16 protein-coding genes are annotated in these 17,281 nt (G+C 45.4%); 6 read left to right on the top strand and 10 right to left on the bottom strand.

The annotated features are described in order from the left end of the window. Positions 1-24: 24 nt before the first annotated feature. Positions 25-909, bottom strand: coding sequence for an AraC family transcriptional regulator (locus F3I09_RS15965; protein WP_149696032.1), 885 nt, complete (start codon positions 907-909; stop codon positions 25-27). A 123-nt stretch (positions 910-1,032) separates the two neighbouring features. On the opposite strand from F3I09_RS15965, the gene F3I09_RS15960 reads away from it, so the two are divergent. Beyond that, the gene (locus F3I09_RS15960) at positions 1,033-2,688 is read left to right on the top strand and encodes an alpha-L-fucosidase (RefSeq protein WP_149696031.1); all 1,656 of its coding nucleotides are present in this window, start codon (positions 1,033-1,035) and stop codon (positions 2,686-2,688) included. A gap of 91 nt (positions 2,689-2,779) precedes the next feature. Here F3I09_RS15960 and F3I09_RS15955 read toward each other — a convergent pair whose 3' ends face one another. From F3I09_RS15955 to F3I09_RS15945, 3 genes are read right to left on the bottom strand one after another with little or no spacing between them, the layout of a single operon-like run. Continuing rightward, positions 2,780-4,006: a hypothetical protein gene (locus F3I09_RS15955; protein WP_149696030.1), complete on the bottom strand. Its 1,227-nt coding sequence runs from the start codon at positions 4,004-4,006 to the stop codon at positions 2,780-2,782. Continuing rightward, the gene (locus F3I09_RS15950) at positions 4,003-4,449 is read right to left on the bottom strand and encodes a ubiquinol-cytochrome c reductase iron-sulfur subunit (RefSeq protein ID WP_149696029.1); all 447 of its coding nucleotides are present in this window, start codon (positions 4,447-4,449) and stop codon (positions 4,003-4,005) included. Before F3I09_RS15950 ends, F3I09_RS15955 begins: the two co-directional genes overlap by 4 nt. A gap of 22 nt (positions 4,450-4,471) precedes the next feature. After that, the gene (locus tag F3I09_RS15945) at positions 4,472-5,683 is read right to left on the bottom strand and encodes a di-heme oxidoredictase family protein (RefSeq protein ID WP_149696028.1); all 1,212 of its coding nucleotides are present in this window, start codon (positions 5,681-5,683) and stop codon (positions 4,472-4,474) included. Between the two features lie 281 nt (positions 5,684-5,964). On the opposite strand from F3I09_RS15945, the gene F3I09_RS15940 reads away from it, so the two are divergent. Beyond that, positions 5,965-6,561, top strand: a complete 597-nt coding sequence (locus tag F3I09_RS15940) for a short chain dehydrogenase (protein WP_149696027.1) — start codon at positions 5,965-5,967, stop codon at positions 6,559-6,561. Positions 6,562-7,110: 549 nt separating this feature from the next. Here the strand turns inward: F3I09_RS15940 and F3I09_RS15930 are convergent. The 6 genes from F3I09_RS15930 to F3I09_RS15905 all read right to left on the bottom strand — a co-directional run bounded on the left by F3I09_RS15930 (position 7,111) and on the right by F3I09_RS15905 (position 12,185). Continuing rightward, positions 7,111-8,343, bottom strand: coding sequence for a DUF1624 domain-containing protein (locus F3I09_RS15930; protein ID WP_149696025.1), 1,233 nt, complete (start codon positions 8,341-8,343; stop codon positions 7,111-7,113). A gap of 220 nt (positions 8,344-8,563) precedes the next feature. After that, the gene (locus F3I09_RS15925) at positions 8,564-9,502 is read right to left on the bottom strand and encodes an alpha/beta fold hydrolase (protein ID WP_149696024.1); all 939 of its coding nucleotides are present in this window, start codon (positions 9,500-9,502) and stop codon (positions 8,564-8,566) included. Positions 9,503-9,539: 37 nt separating this feature from the next. Continuing rightward, positions 9,540-10,040: a cupin domain-containing protein gene (locus F3I09_RS15920; RefSeq protein WP_223233256.1), complete on the bottom strand. Its 501-nt coding sequence runs from the start codon at positions 10,038-10,040 to the stop codon at positions 9,540-9,542. 20 nt (positions 10,041-10,060) lie between these two features. Continuing rightward, complete coding sequence (locus F3I09_RS15915) at positions 10,061-10,735, bottom strand: pirin family protein (RefSeq protein ID WP_223233255.1); 675 nt, start codon at positions 10,733-10,735, stop codon at positions 10,061-10,063. Between the two features lie 115 nt (positions 10,736-10,850). Continuing rightward, positions 10,851-11,444: an isochorismatase family protein gene (locus F3I09_RS15910; protein ID WP_149696022.1), complete on the bottom strand. Its 594-nt coding sequence runs from the start codon at positions 11,442-11,444 to the stop codon at positions 10,851-10,853. Positions 11,445-11,597: 153 nt separating this feature from the next. Beyond that, positions 11,598-12,185 (bottom strand): Crp/Fnr family transcriptional regulator, encoded by a 588-nt coding sequence (locus tag F3I09_RS15905; RefSeq protein ID WP_149696021.1) that lies wholly within the window; start codon positions 12,183-12,185, stop codon positions 11,598-11,600. Positions 12,186-12,439: 254 nt separating this feature from the next. Here F3I09_RS15905 and F3I09_RS15900 point away from each other — a divergent pair, with 254 nt between their 5' ends. The 4 genes from F3I09_RS15900 (at position 12,440) to F3I09_RS15885 (ending at position 17,262) form a co-directional block, all read left to right on the top strand. Continuing rightward, positions 12,440-13,261 carry an SDR family oxidoreductase gene (locus F3I09_RS15900; RefSeq protein WP_149696020.1) on the top strand — a complete coding sequence of 274 codons (822 nt, stop codon included), beginning with the start codon at positions 12,440-12,442 and terminating at the stop codon, positions 13,259-13,261. Between the two features lie 71 nt (positions 13,262-13,332). Beyond that, positions 13,333-14,256 (top strand): AraC family transcriptional regulator, encoded by a 924-nt coding sequence (locus tag F3I09_RS15895; protein ID WP_149696019.1) that lies wholly within the window; start codon positions 13,333-13,335, stop codon positions 14,254-14,256. Between the two features lie 845 nt (positions 14,257-15,101). Further along, complete coding sequence (locus tag F3I09_RS15890) at positions 15,102-16,319, top strand: MFS transporter (RefSeq protein WP_149696018.1); 1,218 nt, start codon at positions 15,102-15,104, stop codon at positions 16,317-16,319. A 25-nt stretch (positions 16,320-16,344) separates the two neighbouring features. Beyond that, a complete protein-coding gene (locus F3I09_RS15885; RefSeq protein WP_149696017.1) occupies positions 16,345-17,262 on the top strand; it encodes a helix-turn-helix domain-containing protein in 918 nt (305 codons plus the stop codon). Positions 17,263-17,281 lie beyond the last annotated feature (19 nt).

The following is a 17,281-nucleotide window of genomic DNA, read 5'->3' as shown; positions in this document are numbered from 1 at the left end:
TTTCGGGCGCAAAGTTATCACTTTTTATTCCTCCTGACCACTTTTGCCCAACAGACGCAACTTCTTCTTATAACTCCCCGGATTCTCTCCCGTCATCTTTTTAAAGAAACGGTTGAAATACGAAATATTTTCAAACCCTAAACTGTAAGCCAGATCCTTGATTGACACATCCTTTAACAGCATTATCCGCTGCGCCTTCTCTATTTTCTTTTGACTGATGTACTTTCCTGGTGTGCACCCCATGCTTTTTTTAAACAGGCGGATAAAATGATCTTTTGAAAGGAAACTATTCGCAGTCAGTTCTTCTACATTGACTGGTTTATCTATGTTCGTATGGATATAATGCAGCGCTTTCAATATCCGCTCGTCAATATCCAGATCCTTGTCAGATGCGTGGACCAGGAAGCGGGAGAAGACCTGTTTAATGATACCCTCTGCTTCCATTTCAAAAGCCCGGGGTGAGGTCTTTTGAAGTGCTATATTTTTAATGAGCATAGCCGAATTATCGTAGGAGACAGGGTCATAGTATTTCAGCCTCCGGTCCGGATGGATGCCCGCAAGACGTTTGATTAGCTGAACTGTTAGCGGATCTGCTTCAATTTCCACAGGGAAATCGACCAGGTCGAAAATACTCGGCTGATTGTCTGTCTCTTCATAGATATGGATATAGTACAATGATAAATGGCCTTCACATTCGTACCCATGAACGATGTAAGAGGGTGTAAGATATAAGTGATCTTTTTTCAGTTCATAAGTTTTGCCTTCCCGGATTATTCTTGCCGTCCCATTTTCCACCAGGTGTATCCTTGTAAAGGGACTGCATATATTTTTCCAGTTCCAGTCGGCTTCATGTACTGCGTGTCCAACATTCAGTAAAATGAAATCCGGATATTTCCGTTCTCTGCTCATTTACAAGGTAGTTGTAACAAATGTATCGTTTAAATATCGATAAAGTGCAACTTTTTATCGATATAGCATAAAGCGTAAAAGAAGGCAATTGCTACCTTTATTTTTCTTCGTAAAAACCACGATATGAAACGACGTACCGCCATCAGGAGAATAGCTGGAATGGTTCCGGCATTATTAGCTGCCCGCTATGGCCATGCCACCTCTCTTTTTGAAAGCCTGCCGTCCGGGGAGCGCATGCTAAAAGGGCCTTTTCAACCTTCCTGGGAGTCGCTTAAGCAATACCAGGTGCCTGGCTGGTTCCAGGATGCCAAATTTGGCATCTGGGCACACTGGGGACCTCAATGTCAGCCTGAACATGGTGACTGGTATGCGAGAGGTATGTATGAAGAAGGAAGTGATCATTACAATTATCACGTGCAGAAATATGGGCATCCCTCTAAATTCGGGTTTAAAGATGTCATAAACGAATGGAAAGCGGACAACTGGAACCCTGATCAGCTACTTTCTTTGTACAAAAAGGCAGGCGCTCAATATTTTGTAGCCCTGGCCAATCACCACGACAATTTCGACAATTACAATAGCAAATACCACCGGTGGAATGCCATAAACATGGGACCTAAAAAGGACCTGATCGATGGCTGGGCGAAAGCAGCTAAGAAACATGGGCTCTTCTTTGGGGTAAGCGTGCATGCTGCGCATGCATGGACCTGGTATGAACAGGCTCAACTGGCTGATAAAAAAGGGGCATTGGCGGGTATTCCTTATGATGGGAAGATCACCAAAGCCGATGGCAAAAACACCTGGTGGAATGGATATGACCCACAGGAACTCTATGCGCAAAACCATCCCCTGAGTGAGAATGCAAAAGATAGCGGCACTATACATAAACAATGGGACTGGGGCGCCGGCGCAAGTGTGCCAGGCCGTGATTACTGTGAGAAATTCTTCAATCGCACTGTTGACCTGATCAATCGTTATGAACCCGACCTGGTTTATTTCGATGATACCGTACTGCCTTTATGGCCCGTAAGTGATGCCGGATTACGTATAGCAGCTCACCTCTATAATAGCAGCATTAAGCGGCATGGCAAGCTCCAGGCGGTGCTCAACGGAAAGATACTTGATGAAGAGCAGCGGAAGTGTATGGTCTGGGATATTGAACGGGGACAAAGTAACCGCATTGAGCCTTTTGTATGGCAAACAGATACCTGCATCGGCAGCTGGCACTATGACCGCAGGATCTACGATCAGAAAAGATATAAGTCCGCCAGAACGATCATTCACACCCTTGCAGATGTGGTGAGCAAGAATGGTAACCTTTTACTGAGTGTTCCTTTACGTGGTGATGGTTCCATTGATGCTGAGGAGCTGGTGGTGGTGGAAGGCATTGCTTCCTGGATGCAGCAAAACAGCGAAGCTATATTCGGCACCCGCCCCTGGAAAATATACGGTGAAGGCCCTGCCATTGAATCTGCCGCACCGCTTAATGGGCCCGGCTTTAACGAAGGCAAAGGAAAACCTTTCGGGCCGGAAGATATTCGCTTTACCACGAAGGGGGGGAACCTGTATGCGATAGTCCTCGGGGTGCCTGTAGACGGGAAGATTCGCATTAAATCCCTCGCTGCGGGGAGTAGCTATTATCCTTCGGAGATTGCAAAGGTTGAATTGCTGGGAAAAGGGCCCGTAAATTTTGAACGGGGACAGGATACCCTTGTTGTTCAGCTGCCGGATAGTTTGCCCAGCCAGGATGCGCTGTCTCTGAAGATCTTCCAGGGATGATTATTTTAATATAAAGAACCGGGGAAGGCAGATGTAGTTAATGCATTACAACGCCTTCCCCGATCACTATTTTAATCACAACCGATATCTCCTAAAAATACGTCGATATCCCAAACTGATACCCCGCCAGCTTCGCAGGAGGATTTCCTAAAATATCCCGCTGCCAGTTATACCTGTAATTGAACCGTATCACCGTCTGCGACGTAGGCCGCCAGCTAACAGCCGGTACAACAGAAATAACATCATCCGCAATATTCCCTCCGGTCGATTTGAAAGTCCCTTTATTCCAATCTACATACTCCAATCTCACCGCAGCATTCAACACCGCATTTTCAAAACCCAGCATGGACTTTTTCAGAACCGGCTGAACAAAATCAACAAATCCTCCCTGTTGTTTTCTGCCAAACTGCTCTGTATAAGTATCCGGTACATTCACATGTACCCATGCCCATTCACCGTTGATAGAAGTTTTAATCCCTGGTAGTGTGGTATTAAAGTCAACCGCAAATACATCTACCCGTCTTTTTTTATCCAGCGTCAATCCATCTTCCTGGTACTTGTTGTAAACCCCACCCATATAAGAGAGACCTAATTCTCCGATCTTTCTGTTCCGCACAGCTACTTTTCCGGTAAACAGCGGACTACCGTTAAAACTTTCTTCAAAGCGGTCTTTGTTCTCTTTACTGGCAGGCAGAAATGTTTTGTTTTCACTGTTGGTGATGATCTTGTCATCAAAACCATTGGTCAGATAGAGTTCATACGCGTATACCCAATTGTCAGTATATTTTTTACCATACAGGCCAAAACCCACATTGCTCCAGGTAGCAGGTAACATCTGAGTGGCTGAAATAGGCCGGTCTACAAACTCCCATTTAGGGCCGTCGTGGTTCTGATTGAACGCGCCAATAGGGTTCATGATCACGCCACCGCGCAGGTTTAGCAAAGGATCAAGTTCAAAGTCGACAGAAGCAAATTCGATATTAATTTCTTTGGTGCCATCTTCAAATTCAATCTCTGATAGAAACTTAATGCGTTTATAAATAGTGGATGCTACAAACAGCGTCAATCTTCTCATCTGAAACTGATGACCTTCGCTTTTTCCGTCTTCGCTTAAGTATTGATAATTGGCTTCAACATACCCACCCAATGCAACGGGTAGTTTTCCCATTTGAAGAAAAGGGCGGTTGTATACAGCATCCATGTTCATCGGCAGACGCGATGTGTCTTTAGGCACCCTCCGCAGCAGCGAAGGATCTATCTGCGCCCCGGCATGGGAAAAGAAAAAAGAGGCGATAACAAAAAGTAGATATTTCTTCATGCTTTTCTTAAATCAATAAATAATTCATTGTCGTTTACAGTTACAGGGAAGGTGCGCAGATTTTTATCTGCCGGACCATTTGTAACCGCACCTTTATTGTTGAATTCACTGCCATGCGCAGGGCATTGCAGGTACTCGCCGGACGCCTGGAGCTCTGCGCCCTGGTGACTGCAGCGCATCCATAAAGCCGTGTATTCCGTGTCACTGAAGCGACGAACATAAATGGGATACTGCAGTGCGTCATTGCGGACAATGAGAAAAGAACGATAGGCAGCATTACCCTTTTTTATCTGCTTAAATTCATCTTTGCTGATCGTTAACCCATCATTCCCCATTGTGCCGGAAATATAGCGGGTGGTTTTGCAGGATGTCAACAGAGGTGATAACACCGTTATAGAAAGACAGGCGGCGCAGCCGTTCATTATAAAATCTCTCCGGTTCATATATAGCGTTGATAAGAGGTAATTAAAGTGATTCCAGGAATTTTATCAGGTTGTTCCTTTCAGCCGGAGATAGCTGTTGAAAGTTTGTGTTGCTTTGCTGTCCTTCTCCGCCATGCAGTTGTATTGCTTCTTCTATACTTTTAGCTCTGCCGTCATGTAGTAAGAAGTATTGTCCGCCCTGCGATTTTTTTGAAAGCCCTAATCCCCATAGCGGTGGTGTACGCCATTCCGGAGTTGTTGCGGAACCTTCAGTATAACCGTCATCCAGTCCGCTGCCCATATCATGCAATAACAGATCGGTATAGGGATGGAATGTTTTGTTAGATAAGGCAGCAATAGAAGAGCTGCCGGTAGTCAGGTTAGGTGTATGGCATTTGCCGCAACCGGCATTTATAAAGAGTTGTTTGCCCGCCTGTACATCTTCACGATCCTGGTTGCGTGGAATGGGCGCCTTCAGCGTTTGCAGATAAAATACCACGTCATTTACGGTCTGATAAGTTACTTCCGGATCAATTTCCAGTCCGTTGTAAGTGTCGTAGGGTTCGTAAGTGGATGTAATACCGATATCCTGATTATAAGCAGTCACCGTTTGTTGTACCAGGCTATATGTGGCAGCCTTCTTTCCAAGACGCCCAATGTATTTCCCGTTTCGTACAATCGCATTGGGACGTATGTTGCTGTAGGCAGGTGCATACACCCAATTAGGGCGTCCGGATATACCATCGCCGTTTACATCATTTTCGTCAGCCAGGGCAAGGATAGTAGCATCCGGTACTGCATCTAAGAAACCAAGCCCGGTATTGGCAGGAGGGGTAAAGCTGGAAAAAGTTGCTTCCGCAGGAATCTGTTCTGGCTGAAATCCCGGAATGGCCCTGTTTTGTAACTGCGGGCCCCCCTGGTGCAGGAATTTATTGCCCGTTGAATCCTTTTGCCCAAACCGTGTCAGCGTGGTGAAAGGATGCCCTTTACCATCACCGGCATGGCAGCTTTTGCAGGAAGTAGCTACAAACATTGGTCCCAGGCCGGTTGTGGGCGTGAAAACATCATCATTGAATGCCACATCCCCCCGGAGGAAGATCTGGTGCTGTTCGGGCGTTAAACCTTCCACAGGGCCATCCAGCAGACTATCGTCCGGGGGAGTACCCGGTAGTAGTTTTTCGCAGGCCATGAAAGAAATGATGGTTGCAACCGTAATGGCTGTGATTATCCATTTTTTAGGTATATTTATCTTCATTTTTTAGGTAAGGCTAAATTAAATTATAATGCAAGTCTAACATAATTTATGGTATTAGCCAAAAAAAGGAAGATTGGACAGGCTAATAAAATATCAAAAAGAAGAACTCAATAATAATTGGGACGGTTTTTTATTTATATAATGCTATATACAGGCTGTTATATTTACCGAGGGTAAACTAGCAGGATTTTAAATATGTCCTGCACAACTGCATGATCGTCCTACGATACCATCCCCAGACGTATTTAGTTTTGCATACATCAAAATATTAATATAAAATAATGAAAATTATCATCGTCGGTGCATCGGGCACTATGGGAAAGTATCTGGCCGCTGCCTTTAAAGGAGAGCATGAAGTGATTACAGCCGCTACCAAAGGTTGTGATGTGGATGTCGACATTACGTCCACTGCATCTATTGAAAACATGTACAGGAAAGTGGGGCCATTTGATGCGCTCATTTCAACAGCAGGACCGACATATGTTGGCCCCTGGAAAAACCTTACTGATAAAACATTCAGGCAGGGCGTGGAAGGAAAGATGATGGGACAGATAAACCTTGTACTGATCGGTCAGCACTACATAAATTCCAAAGGATCGTTTACACTAATTACCGGTGCATTGTCGCACGAGCCACAAAAGAATTTTGCCAATGCATCTGCCGCCAACTGCGCGGTGGAGGGTTTTGTGAGAGCGGCAGCCATTGAAATGGAAAATGGCGTACGCATTAATGCTATAAGTCCTACAGTGATTGAAGACTCGCCGCAATATTTCCCTTATTTCCCCGGCGATATTCCGGTGACGATGCGACAGCTGGAATATGGTTTCCGTAAAGCAATGTTTGGGGCCAATACCGGACAGGTAATTAAGCCATATTAGTGATACCACACGTTTGTCCTGTAAAGAGACTACTACCTGAAATTAGTTTCGCTGTGCAAAAAATATTTTACTTAAAATAATGAGCGTGAAAACAAAAAATAAATTGATCGCATCACTCAAGATCTGGCTAGTAATCTATCCATCCATCACGTTATTTCTTTACCTGTTTGGAGAAGAGCTGTCAGCGCTACCTTTGTATCAGCGGACATTCCTGCTCACCATTTCGTTAGTTCCGTGGATGATATTTGTAGGTGTCCCATTTATTGATGCAATATTTACAAGGATTTCGGCAAAGCTGACAAGAACCAAGTAAGTTTACAGCAGGCTTTTGTTATAAGAAAAAGGGGGCTGTGTCATAAGTAACTCGATGGCTCTGAGAATTTCTTATACGAAAATTTTCTCCATCAGGTACCCGAATAAATTTGGGTAAAAGTTATTTATGAGACAGCCCCCTTTTCTGTGCCTCTCTGAATCAGCCGGGAAACCACTTGCATGTTAGGATGAGACTGTGATTCGACAATCTCATCACAGGGAAATAGTAAATGTCTTTTAGAAATAACTCAACCACTTTTTCTCTCCCTGGTTCGCCTGTTTATATTTGCTGAACCTTAAACTCACCGGATATAACATCAGCATCACCACTATCCATACCAGGTATACAACAGGCAGTGAAAATCCATATCCTCGTAGTTGAGGATTAGACGTCACCCATGTAGTAAGGTTGACCATGCTTCCGGCAGAATGTCCGGATAAGCCGGCTGCAAGCACGCCCAGTCCATGTATCAATGGGATGTGCAGCAGGTAGAAGAACATAGGCACCCTGCCGAAGATTGTTATTTTGGAAGTAAGCTTGTTCAATGGCTGCTCAGCATATGCGAGGAACAGTAATGCGGGGCCCAGCGTCATCAGAATATACAGCAATGAAGGCGGATACTTCGATACATTGATAAAAGAGAGCACGGTAAACAGAAAATTCTTCTGTACTGACCAGTGTGCCGCATCGCCATAAACATTTATCCAACGGAGGATGATGAAAAGAGCGATAGCCCCGAAGCCAAAATTACGCAGCAGCTTTTTGCGGGTTTCCGGAGCGGTATCCTTTGTGTAGAGACTACCCAGGCAATAGCCTAAGCTAATGATGCCAATGTATGGAATAACAGGATACCCTACTATAAAGCGGAAGGGGCCGATAGGGAATCCTGCAAAATTAGGTTGATGTAATACCGACCATAGCACCGCGGCAGGACCATCACCTGCAACGTGCACATTATCCAGGGCGTTATGTCCTGCTACCAGGATGATGCCAAGGGGCAATAACACCGCCCGGGGCAAATGGATCAGCAGGGAGAGCACCATCATGCTGATACCGAATGCCCAGATCACCTGGAGGATAAACCCCGGGTAATGAGGATTAAAGGTCCAGAACAAAGTAATAAGGAGCATCTCTACCATCACCAGCCAGAGGCCTCTTGTAAGGAGGAAACCGGAGAGCGCCTTACGGCCATTCTTCACTCCATAAAGGCAGGCGGAGACGCCGGCCAGGAGCATGAAAATGGGCGCGCAGAAATGCGTGATCCATCGCGTAAGGAAGATCGGGACGCTGGTATGTTGCAGGTCCGTCGGATCGTTGAGATATGAATATGCGTGAAAATAGTCGCGGACATGATCAAGCGCCATAATGATCATAATGGTACCTCTGAGCAGATCAATAGACTCTATGCGGCGACTTTTAGCAGCTGTTAATGGTGTGCCTGCTAAAGCAATGTTGTTTTCCTGAATCATAAGAGCCCCAAATATCAGTAAAATCTTACGATCTTTTGTAATGAGTATATCAAATGATCGGCAATATTACATTTGACTTATCATGTAGCGTATCTGATCATGATAAGTCAAATGTGTGCGGTTATTATTTTGAACTACTCAGTAACCGGAGCATGTTTAGACATTCACCAGTTGCCTGCGTTACATGTGGAATGACAGAAGGCTTTTTGGAATTTCGACACTAAGCAAAGTTTTTAACAGTGTTTACAACAAGCTCCGCAATCTTTTCCGGCTGTTCTTCTGCCAGGAAATGACCGGCATCACTGACTATTTCCATTGAGACATTTTCTGCCACCAGGCTAACCATTTCCGCAACGCCTTTACCCAGTGAATATTCTCCTCCCACAGCCACGATAGGTACTGTAACTTTCCGGGAAAGTAAAGGGTTAGTCTGCTTCATAGATGCAAGTACTCCTCTGTATATGCCGAAAGCCCCGTTTACTCCCTTTTTACCTGAAAATGTACGTAGCGTCTCATTGATCTCTTCAGGGCCGATCGCCTTTTTATTAGCCGTTATCCAGTCGTAAAACCAATTTGCGAAATCACGTTCTTTACCAACAAATAGTACTTCCAGTGCCTCCTGTGCAAAAGGAAGGATCCACCACCACATCGGTCCCAATTTACTATGCATAACTTCGGGCGTAAAAGATAAATGGTTCTCCAGTACATCGCTGACCACTACTACCATTTCCATATAGAGCAGCGCCGCAATTTCATCGGGATGATCTGCACTCCATATCAGCGCTGGAGCAGCTCCCATATCGTGCGCCACGAGTGTCAGGGGCTGTCCCTTACCGAAACCGATCCCGTTCACTAAAGCCCTGAAGTCTCCGTAGATCGTACGGGCATCGTATCCTTCCGATCCCTCGGGCTTATCCGAATCTCCATAACCTCTCATATCAGGAACAAGTATGTGAAATCCAGCATCGGCCAACAACGGCATAACTTTCTTCCAGGATTGCGAAGAACCCATAAACCCATGCCAAAGTATCACTGGTTTTCCTGCCGGATTTCCTCCCAACAAGTAGTGTATCCCAATACCGTTCAGTTCGAATCTATCATTTGTAAAGCCTGGAATTACCGGTGCTCCGGTGACCTCCACTGTATGTTGTTTTTCCATTTCTTATTTTTATTGCTGACATCAGTGATACATGAAATTATATATCCCTTTCAAAGTAGTCTGGTGCGTAGGTGGTCTGACCGTATTTCTGGTCGACCATCCCGAGAAATGCTTCCCGCTCGGCTGTGAGTTCCGGCCTGGGAAGAAATTCTCCCGGGGCAACCGGTATTCCGATCTCTCTGAAGACATTCTCCAGTCCGGCGGGTATCACGGTACAAAGTAGCCTGGCCATATTGCCGGAAACGTTCCTGAAACAGTGTATGGGGCCATTAAGAGGAATATCTATGAAACCACCCTTGCCTAAAATAACCTTTCCGGGCTGGGTCTGAAACTCCAATTCTCCTTCGAGTACATAGAACATTTCCCGGGTAAACGGATGCTCATGCGGAGGCGGACCTCCACCTGGCGGAACGGTCATTTCTATGACAGCATATATTCCACCGGTTTGTGCTCCGGAAATCACAACCCTGTAATTTCCTCCTGCAACACCGAAGTGTTCCCCATCATCTTTTTGTGTTACCGTAATCTCAGTCATCATTGAAATTTTTTAACCCTTAACTAACGAAACTGGTTCCCGCTATACATACCATCCTTAAAAATCTCAGTCTTTTCATCAGTGAGAAACAGCACGAACTCAGTATCTTCCAGCGCCGTCAAAGTAATCTTCTCTTCGCCTGTCAGTACGATACTTTCTCTTTTCACCAGGTTTAGTTCTCCATCTACTGTTGCCGAACCTTTATAAACATAAAGCAATGCGGTCAGATCCCTCCTGGGCAGCTCTGGCATAGCAATGCTACTGCCTTTCAAAAGTCTGGTGTCATAGATCCAGGTTTCGCTACTGAAGCGCAAATGAGTCTGTTCTGTTGGAGAAGCGATCAATCTCCAGCTGTTATCACTATGGAACTCTTCGAGTTCTAAAAAGGTCACCTCCGGGTCAAGGTCTTTCCTGCCGGGACGGATAAAAATCTGGAGTCCTTCAAGGGGCTCCTTATTCCCATCCATGGTCTCTTCATGGTAAAAGGATCTACCAGCCTTCATCAGCATAAGCTTGTTCCTGCCGATAGTTTCCTCAAAGCCTTCAGAATCCCGGTGCCGGGCTTCTCCGCTTCTGAAATAAGAAAGTATCTCATCATTGACATGCGGATGCATGGGTATGGTGCCTCCTCCATGTATCTCTGCATGGTCTATCCGTCCTATACTTCCTATTCCGCTATCACCATCAGATATGTTCATCCCCGGATATAATATCCTTATGGGCCCTTTGCCCGAAAACGAGTTTGCAGTTATCTTGCGTATCAACTTTTGCATGATTATGAAGTGCCGGTCAATCCGGCACTTCGGTGTAAAATCAGATCAGTTTGGAAAAAATCTCTTCGAATAGGATAGGAATGACCTTCTCTCCTTCGGGGGTGGCCCAGCTGTGAACGAGCTCAGAAATTAACTGGTTAAAGGAAGTTGTCCTGACACCCTGGCCCTCCCAGGTCCGTCTTGCTACATCATCGGCAATCTCAGTTGGAGAGCCACCCGCATCAATTACGACCTGTACATCAAATCCCTCTTCCTGCATGGAAATGGACGGCCATACAATACAAACATCGTTTGTCAGTCCGGCCATGATCACATTTTTGCGTCCAGCGGCGGCCTCAAGCACTGCCGCTTTGTATGCAGGATCATTCCAGGCGTTAGTAACACCGGCTCTTTTTATCCTGTTTTCATACTGTGCGGGCAGGATCTCCTGCAGGTCTTTGATAAGCGGTCCCTGTGCCCGGTCTTCCTGACTGGTGGTCAGTACAACCGGAATATTTAGTTCCTTTGCAACCCTGGCAAGTGCCCTGGTTCTGCTGATAATGATGTCATGGGAACGGTTTGCAGCGAAATTCAGTGTTCCCGCCTGGTGGTCGATCAATAACATGACCGAATCCTCGATCTTAAACTTTTTCATTTTCTTTGAATTTATTAGATAATCGGTTAAGAAGAAGTGGTACGTCCTTCACTTCCGGGAACAAAGTTAGCCCCGCCAATAGGGGCAAAACGATGACCTAGATCAACAAAGAAAATTGTAATGAAAAAGTAGAGAGATGGATGATGGCTGGCTTCAGGGATTCTTTCCGGCTATGCGGTTCCTTACTCTGCTTAAGGTCTCTTTGGTTATGCCAAGATAGGAGGCTATAATGTGCTGGGGGAATCGCTCTATGATCGCAGGATACTTTTTTTGTAGATTCTCATACCTTTTGGAGGCTGGTAGCGAAACGATATCGTTTAGCCGCTGTTGTGATGCAATCTGATTTCTCTGGTTCATCTGCCAGAACATTTCTTTAATGGAGGGGATTTCCAGAATAATGTCGAGGTTAGATCTTTTCAGCACCAGCATTTCCGTATTCTCCCAGGCTTCAATGTAGGTGGTGGCAGGTGTGCGTTCAAAATAGCTCTTACGGTCTACAATCCACCAGTTTTCAATCGCTAACTCACTTACATGTTCTATGCCGTTATCGTCAACCGTATACTGACGCATGGCGCCTTTTACTATGAAACCAGCGAAATTACAGAGCTCTCCTTCTCTAAGAAAAAACGCTTTCTTCTTTAATGTTTGTGGCTTCCATGTATTAGTAAGAACCTCTTTCTCGCTTTCAGAAAGTGTGGAGTTGCTGTATTGCTCAATATAATGGAATAGCCTGTCGTACATATTTCTAATCAAATAGTTGGAAATAGGAATTAATCAAAATTAACGAATACGGCTCTTTATTACTAATACTTTTTAAATACTCCCCACAAAGAGAAGCAGGAAGACGACGTACTGCAGGGATCTGCTCAATTTATTGTAAATCTGTAGATTGTGTTCCTTCAGATAAATGGATACGCCAAACTGTTAAGACATGCCGCCAAAAGTATAATTCTATCCCCGTCCACCGCCCGAAATTTGTTAAAAAAAAGAACACAATGTCAAACACAATTTTCATTACAGGCGCCTCATCAGGATTGGGCAAAGCAACCGCAAAACTTTTTCATAGCAAAGGCTGGAACGTTATAGCTACCATGCGTAAACCGGAAGAAGAAAAAGAACTCTCATTATTGGATAATGTTACCTTATTAAAGTTGGATGTGACCAACCTTGCCAGCATAGAAGAATGCGTGCACAGGGCTACGAGTCAGTTCAATATCGATGTGGTGTTTAACAATGCCGGATATGGACTTGTAGGGCCATTGGAAACCCTTTCGGATGAACAGATCACCAATTTGCTCAACACAGATCTATTGGGCGTGATCAGGGTAACGAAAGCGTTTATCCCTTACTTCCGCGAGAAAAGGGCCGGGCTTTTCATCAACACTTCATCTATTGGCGGCATGATCACCTTCCCCTTAAATGCGCTTTACCATGCAGCAAAATGGGGATTGGAAGGTTTGGCAGAGAGTATGCATTTTGAGTTGTCAAAGTTTGGGATCGGTATAAAGAATATACTTCCCGGAGGTATCCGTACAGATTTTGTGGGCCGGTCTTTGGTGTATGGCACATTGAATACGGAGCCCTATCAAACGATCCTTGAAAAGGCCAATGAGATATTCGGTCAGGTGATGAATCCTGAGCAATTAACACCGCCCGCCGTGATTGCTGAAACAGTATATGAAGCGGCTACTGATGGGAAGAACCAGTTACGTTATATCGCCGGGGAAGATGGTAAGCAATTTTATGCAACCCGGACCCGTATCGGAGCAGATGCTTTCAGGGAGCAGTTTGACCAGTTGTTTTTCGGCAAGGAGTAACAGGGGGACACGTAAAGATACGAAGGCATAAGTAAGCAGGGAACGCAGGTAAAAAACACTAAATTAGCAAGATGGAAAGAAAGGTGATTAATGTCAGAACAATCAGCGAATTGCACCGGCTTTACGAGTGTGGAGCGCCGAAGCATCCACTGGTGAGCGTAATTGATCTCAGGTCTATCAACCATAGTGTACTGGACCCGGGCATCGGCTACCAGATGGATCTTTACCTGGTTTCCTGCAAACGTTTTAAGGGAGAGATCATGTATGGCAGGTCGCAATATGACTTTGAAGAAGGTTCTGTTATGTTCACCGCCCCCGGGCAGGTGCTTAGCGTAGTGCAGGAAGTAAAGGTGGAAGAAGGCTGGGCCTTATTCTTTCATCCTGACCTGATAAACACCTCAGGACTGGGCCGGCTGATACATCAGTACTCTTTTTTCCTCTATGATCTCAATGAAGCCTTACACGTTTCAGAAGAAGAGAAAGCCATCCTGTATGACTGTGTCAGCAAAATTGAACGCGAATGCGCAGGGCGCATAGATAAACATACACAACACCTGATCGTCTCCAATATCGAACTGTTGCTCAGCTATTGCGAACGCTTCTACGACAGACAGTTCCTGACAAGGGAGAAGGTGAACAACGACATCGTGCAGCAATTTGAGTTTATGTTAAACGAGTATTTCACCCGGGAAATATTGCAACAGGACGGCCTGCCGGATGTGAAATACTTTGCTTCCAGGTTGAACCTGTCTGCTAAATATCTCGCCGACCTGCTGCATAAATTCACCGGGAAATCAACACAGGAGCATATTCATCTCCGGCTTGTTCAGGAGGCTAAAAACCTGCTTTGGAGCACCAATAGGTCCATTAGTGAGATCTCCTACGACCTGGGTTTTGAACACGCTTCTCATTTCAGTAGATTATTCAAAACCAAAACAGGATTTACGCCAGGAGAATTCCGCAATAATAAACAGGAACCGGACGGTATCAATTAGTTTTAAATTCCAATATGTCAAAGAGCTTTTCTTCACTGCGGGAAAGTGCTGTCCTGAGGATGGCGCTTTCCCGCAATCGTTAGTGCAATGTTAGGAAAGACGCCAATGCAGTTTCAAACTATGTATACGAAAGCCCTTTATCCCGATATAAGACCCTTTAATCCCGTTATAAGAGCCCTTCGTGGATGCTATGGCAGCGTCCGCCTCTCCATTTGACCTGCATTAAACTAGCATATGACCAGGATCTTCCTCCGTCTTTCTTCCGATAAAGACGGAGGAATAACGGAGGAAAGACGGAGGAATATGCTAGTCATATGCTAGTCATATGCTAGTTTAATACTGGTTCAATCCAGGAAATGACCAGGATATGACTAGCATTATCCTTTGTTAATCCTTCGTTCCGAACGAAAGATTAACGAAGGATAATCCTGGTCATTTCCTGGTTGTATGCAACTCAATACCTGCTCTAAACAGCCTTTCAGGAAAAAACGCCAGCGACCCCGGCCGGCATCATAAAGCGAAACGTTATCTTGAACGCCCGTTCAAAAATAATTTTGGTAAAATAGACTACGCGGTCTAATTTTGTTCGATAAAATTCGATCTTTCGATTAATCAACCAACCGGTCCGGACAGCATAGCTGTCTTTTTTAGGAATACTAAAATACCGATCGGTATATTGTTGGGTAGATAAAGGGTTACCTCCGGCTAATAGAGCGTTTCTATTGTCGGCCCCTGCTCAATAGGAGTAGTGTGTTTGTAGCGCGGGGTGCAACCCCGGGGGGCGCAACCGGTATTCACGGTAACGATCAACCCGCGGAAATCATAACAAAAAATTTAAAACAGGCATGAAATTCATCAAGGAAAACCATCACGGCATCAGCACCATCCTGGCATTTGCATTGATCCCTCTGTCGGGATTTGCAACCGACATTTACATCCCCTCACTGCCATCTATGGCGGCAGACCTGAACGTGAGCAACGCAGCAGTGCAATTATCGCTGCTGATCTTCATGATCAGCTCCGGCAGCAGTCAGTGGTTCGTAGGTAGCCTGCTCGATAGCTTCGGCCGGTACCGGCTTGGGATGGCGGCATTACTGGTCTTCACGCTCGCCAGTTTCTCCATTGGACTATCGCACAACATTCATCTCATTTATGTGATGCGTGTTGTCCAGGGGATCTGTGTATCGCTGATTGTAGTGGGTAAGCGGGCCTACTTCGTAGATATCTATTCCGGGGAAAAATTAAGACACTATACCAGTATGTTCTCTATCATCTGGGCTACCGCACCAATTGCGGCGCCTTTCCTGGGCGGTTATCTGCAGACTTCCTTCGGATGGCCTTCCAATTTCTATTTCCTGGGTATTGCTACATTGATCCTGTTTGTACTGGAGCTGAAATACGGTGGAGAATCGCTGAAAACTTTCCACCCATTCAAAATGGATACGATCCTGAAAGTATACGGAACGATGATCAAAACGCCCGACTTCGTTTTAGGCCTGATCATCATTGCCCTCTGTTATTCTATGGTGATCGTTTACGGTATGACAAGCCCCTTTATCATTGAGCACGTGTTCCATCATTCTCCGGTTGTCACCGGGTATTGTTCCTTATTGTCAGGTTTATCACTGATGGCAGGAGGGATCATCTCCAAATCACTCATCAACCGTCCATTCTCAAAGAAGATCGTAACAGCGCTCGTTGTACAGGCAGTGGCCATTGCGGGGATGCTGAGTACTTCCGGATATGCGTCCAACCTGTATACACTCATGGCGTTTACTATTGTGATCCATATGGTGGGAGGTTTTATTTTCAATAACCTGTTTGCCTATTGCCTGGGACGTTTCCAGAAGAATGCCGGTATTGCAAGCGGTATTACCGGCGGAAGCCTGTATGTGATCACTTCCTTCCTCAGTTATACGATTGCCAGTGTACTGACTATCAAAACGCAGACATTACTGGCTGAAGCATATCTACTGATGGCATTTGTGTTGTGGGGAGCCTTTGCACTATTTACAAAAGCCAGAATGGCGCATCAGAAAAAAAATATTCTACTTTTGCCTTGAGTAGCATGCTCCTTAAAGCCAGACAATGAAAAATACATCCGTTACCACAGGCGCCGGCAGTGGTATTCCCTATCATACCTTTACAGAACTGCTTTCCATGCTGGAAGGGCTCCAGCATACAGAAGGTTTGTTCATAGTAACCGAGGAGGATGACGTTCGCATGAAGAACCTGGTGCAATATCCTTTCCGTTCCGATCATTTCATTATTATTATGCAGATCGAGGGGAGTTCGCAGGTAAGGATCAATTCCACAGACTTTCATATACAGGAAAAGGAGGTGTTGTTAATCCCACCCACTGCCGTACGTCAGTTTCAGGAGATAGAAACGGGTAATCGCTTTGCTGGCCTGGTATTCACGGCCGGTTTCGTAGCCAGGAGCGGTATCAGTAAGAAGGATGCTGAAATGCTGGACTTCTTTTCAGCCAGCCTCCCTGGTTTTGAGCTGAAACCGGCGGAATTTGACAGGTTGCTGAGTATGCTGATGTTGCTGCGGGAAAAGTATATTTCCCCTGATGGGATACCTGCAGATCAACAGGTCATCTTCCACCTCTTCCTGGCTTTTTTATATGAGCTAAGGTCTGTTTTTATGCGCAATAACAGCGATAAAAAGATACAGCTCACCAGGAAGGAAGAGATCACTATGCGCTTTATAAAGCTGTTAAATGAATTCTGCAGAACGGAACGAAGCGTATTATTCTACGCCGGACAAATGAACGTAACACCCCGCTACCTGACCCAGACCGTGAAAGAAGTAACCGGCAGATCGGCCGGGGAACTGATAGATGAAATGGTGATCCTGGAGGCCAAGCTATTACTGAACGATATTTCCCTGACCCTCGCACAGGTGGCCGAACAGCTCTATTTCAGCGACCAGTTCTTCTTTAGTAAATTCTTTAAACGTAATACAGGTATTACGCCTTCCGAATTCAGGAAGTTTGCCTGAGCCGTAAATTCCCTCCGGT

It is taken from the genome of Chitinophaga sp. CF418 (genome assembly GCF_900142925.1).
GTDB lineage: Bacteria > Bacteroidota > Bacteroidia > Chitinophagales > Chitinophagaceae > Chitinophaga.
This window is presented reverse-complemented; position numbering and strand designations above follow the sequence as displayed.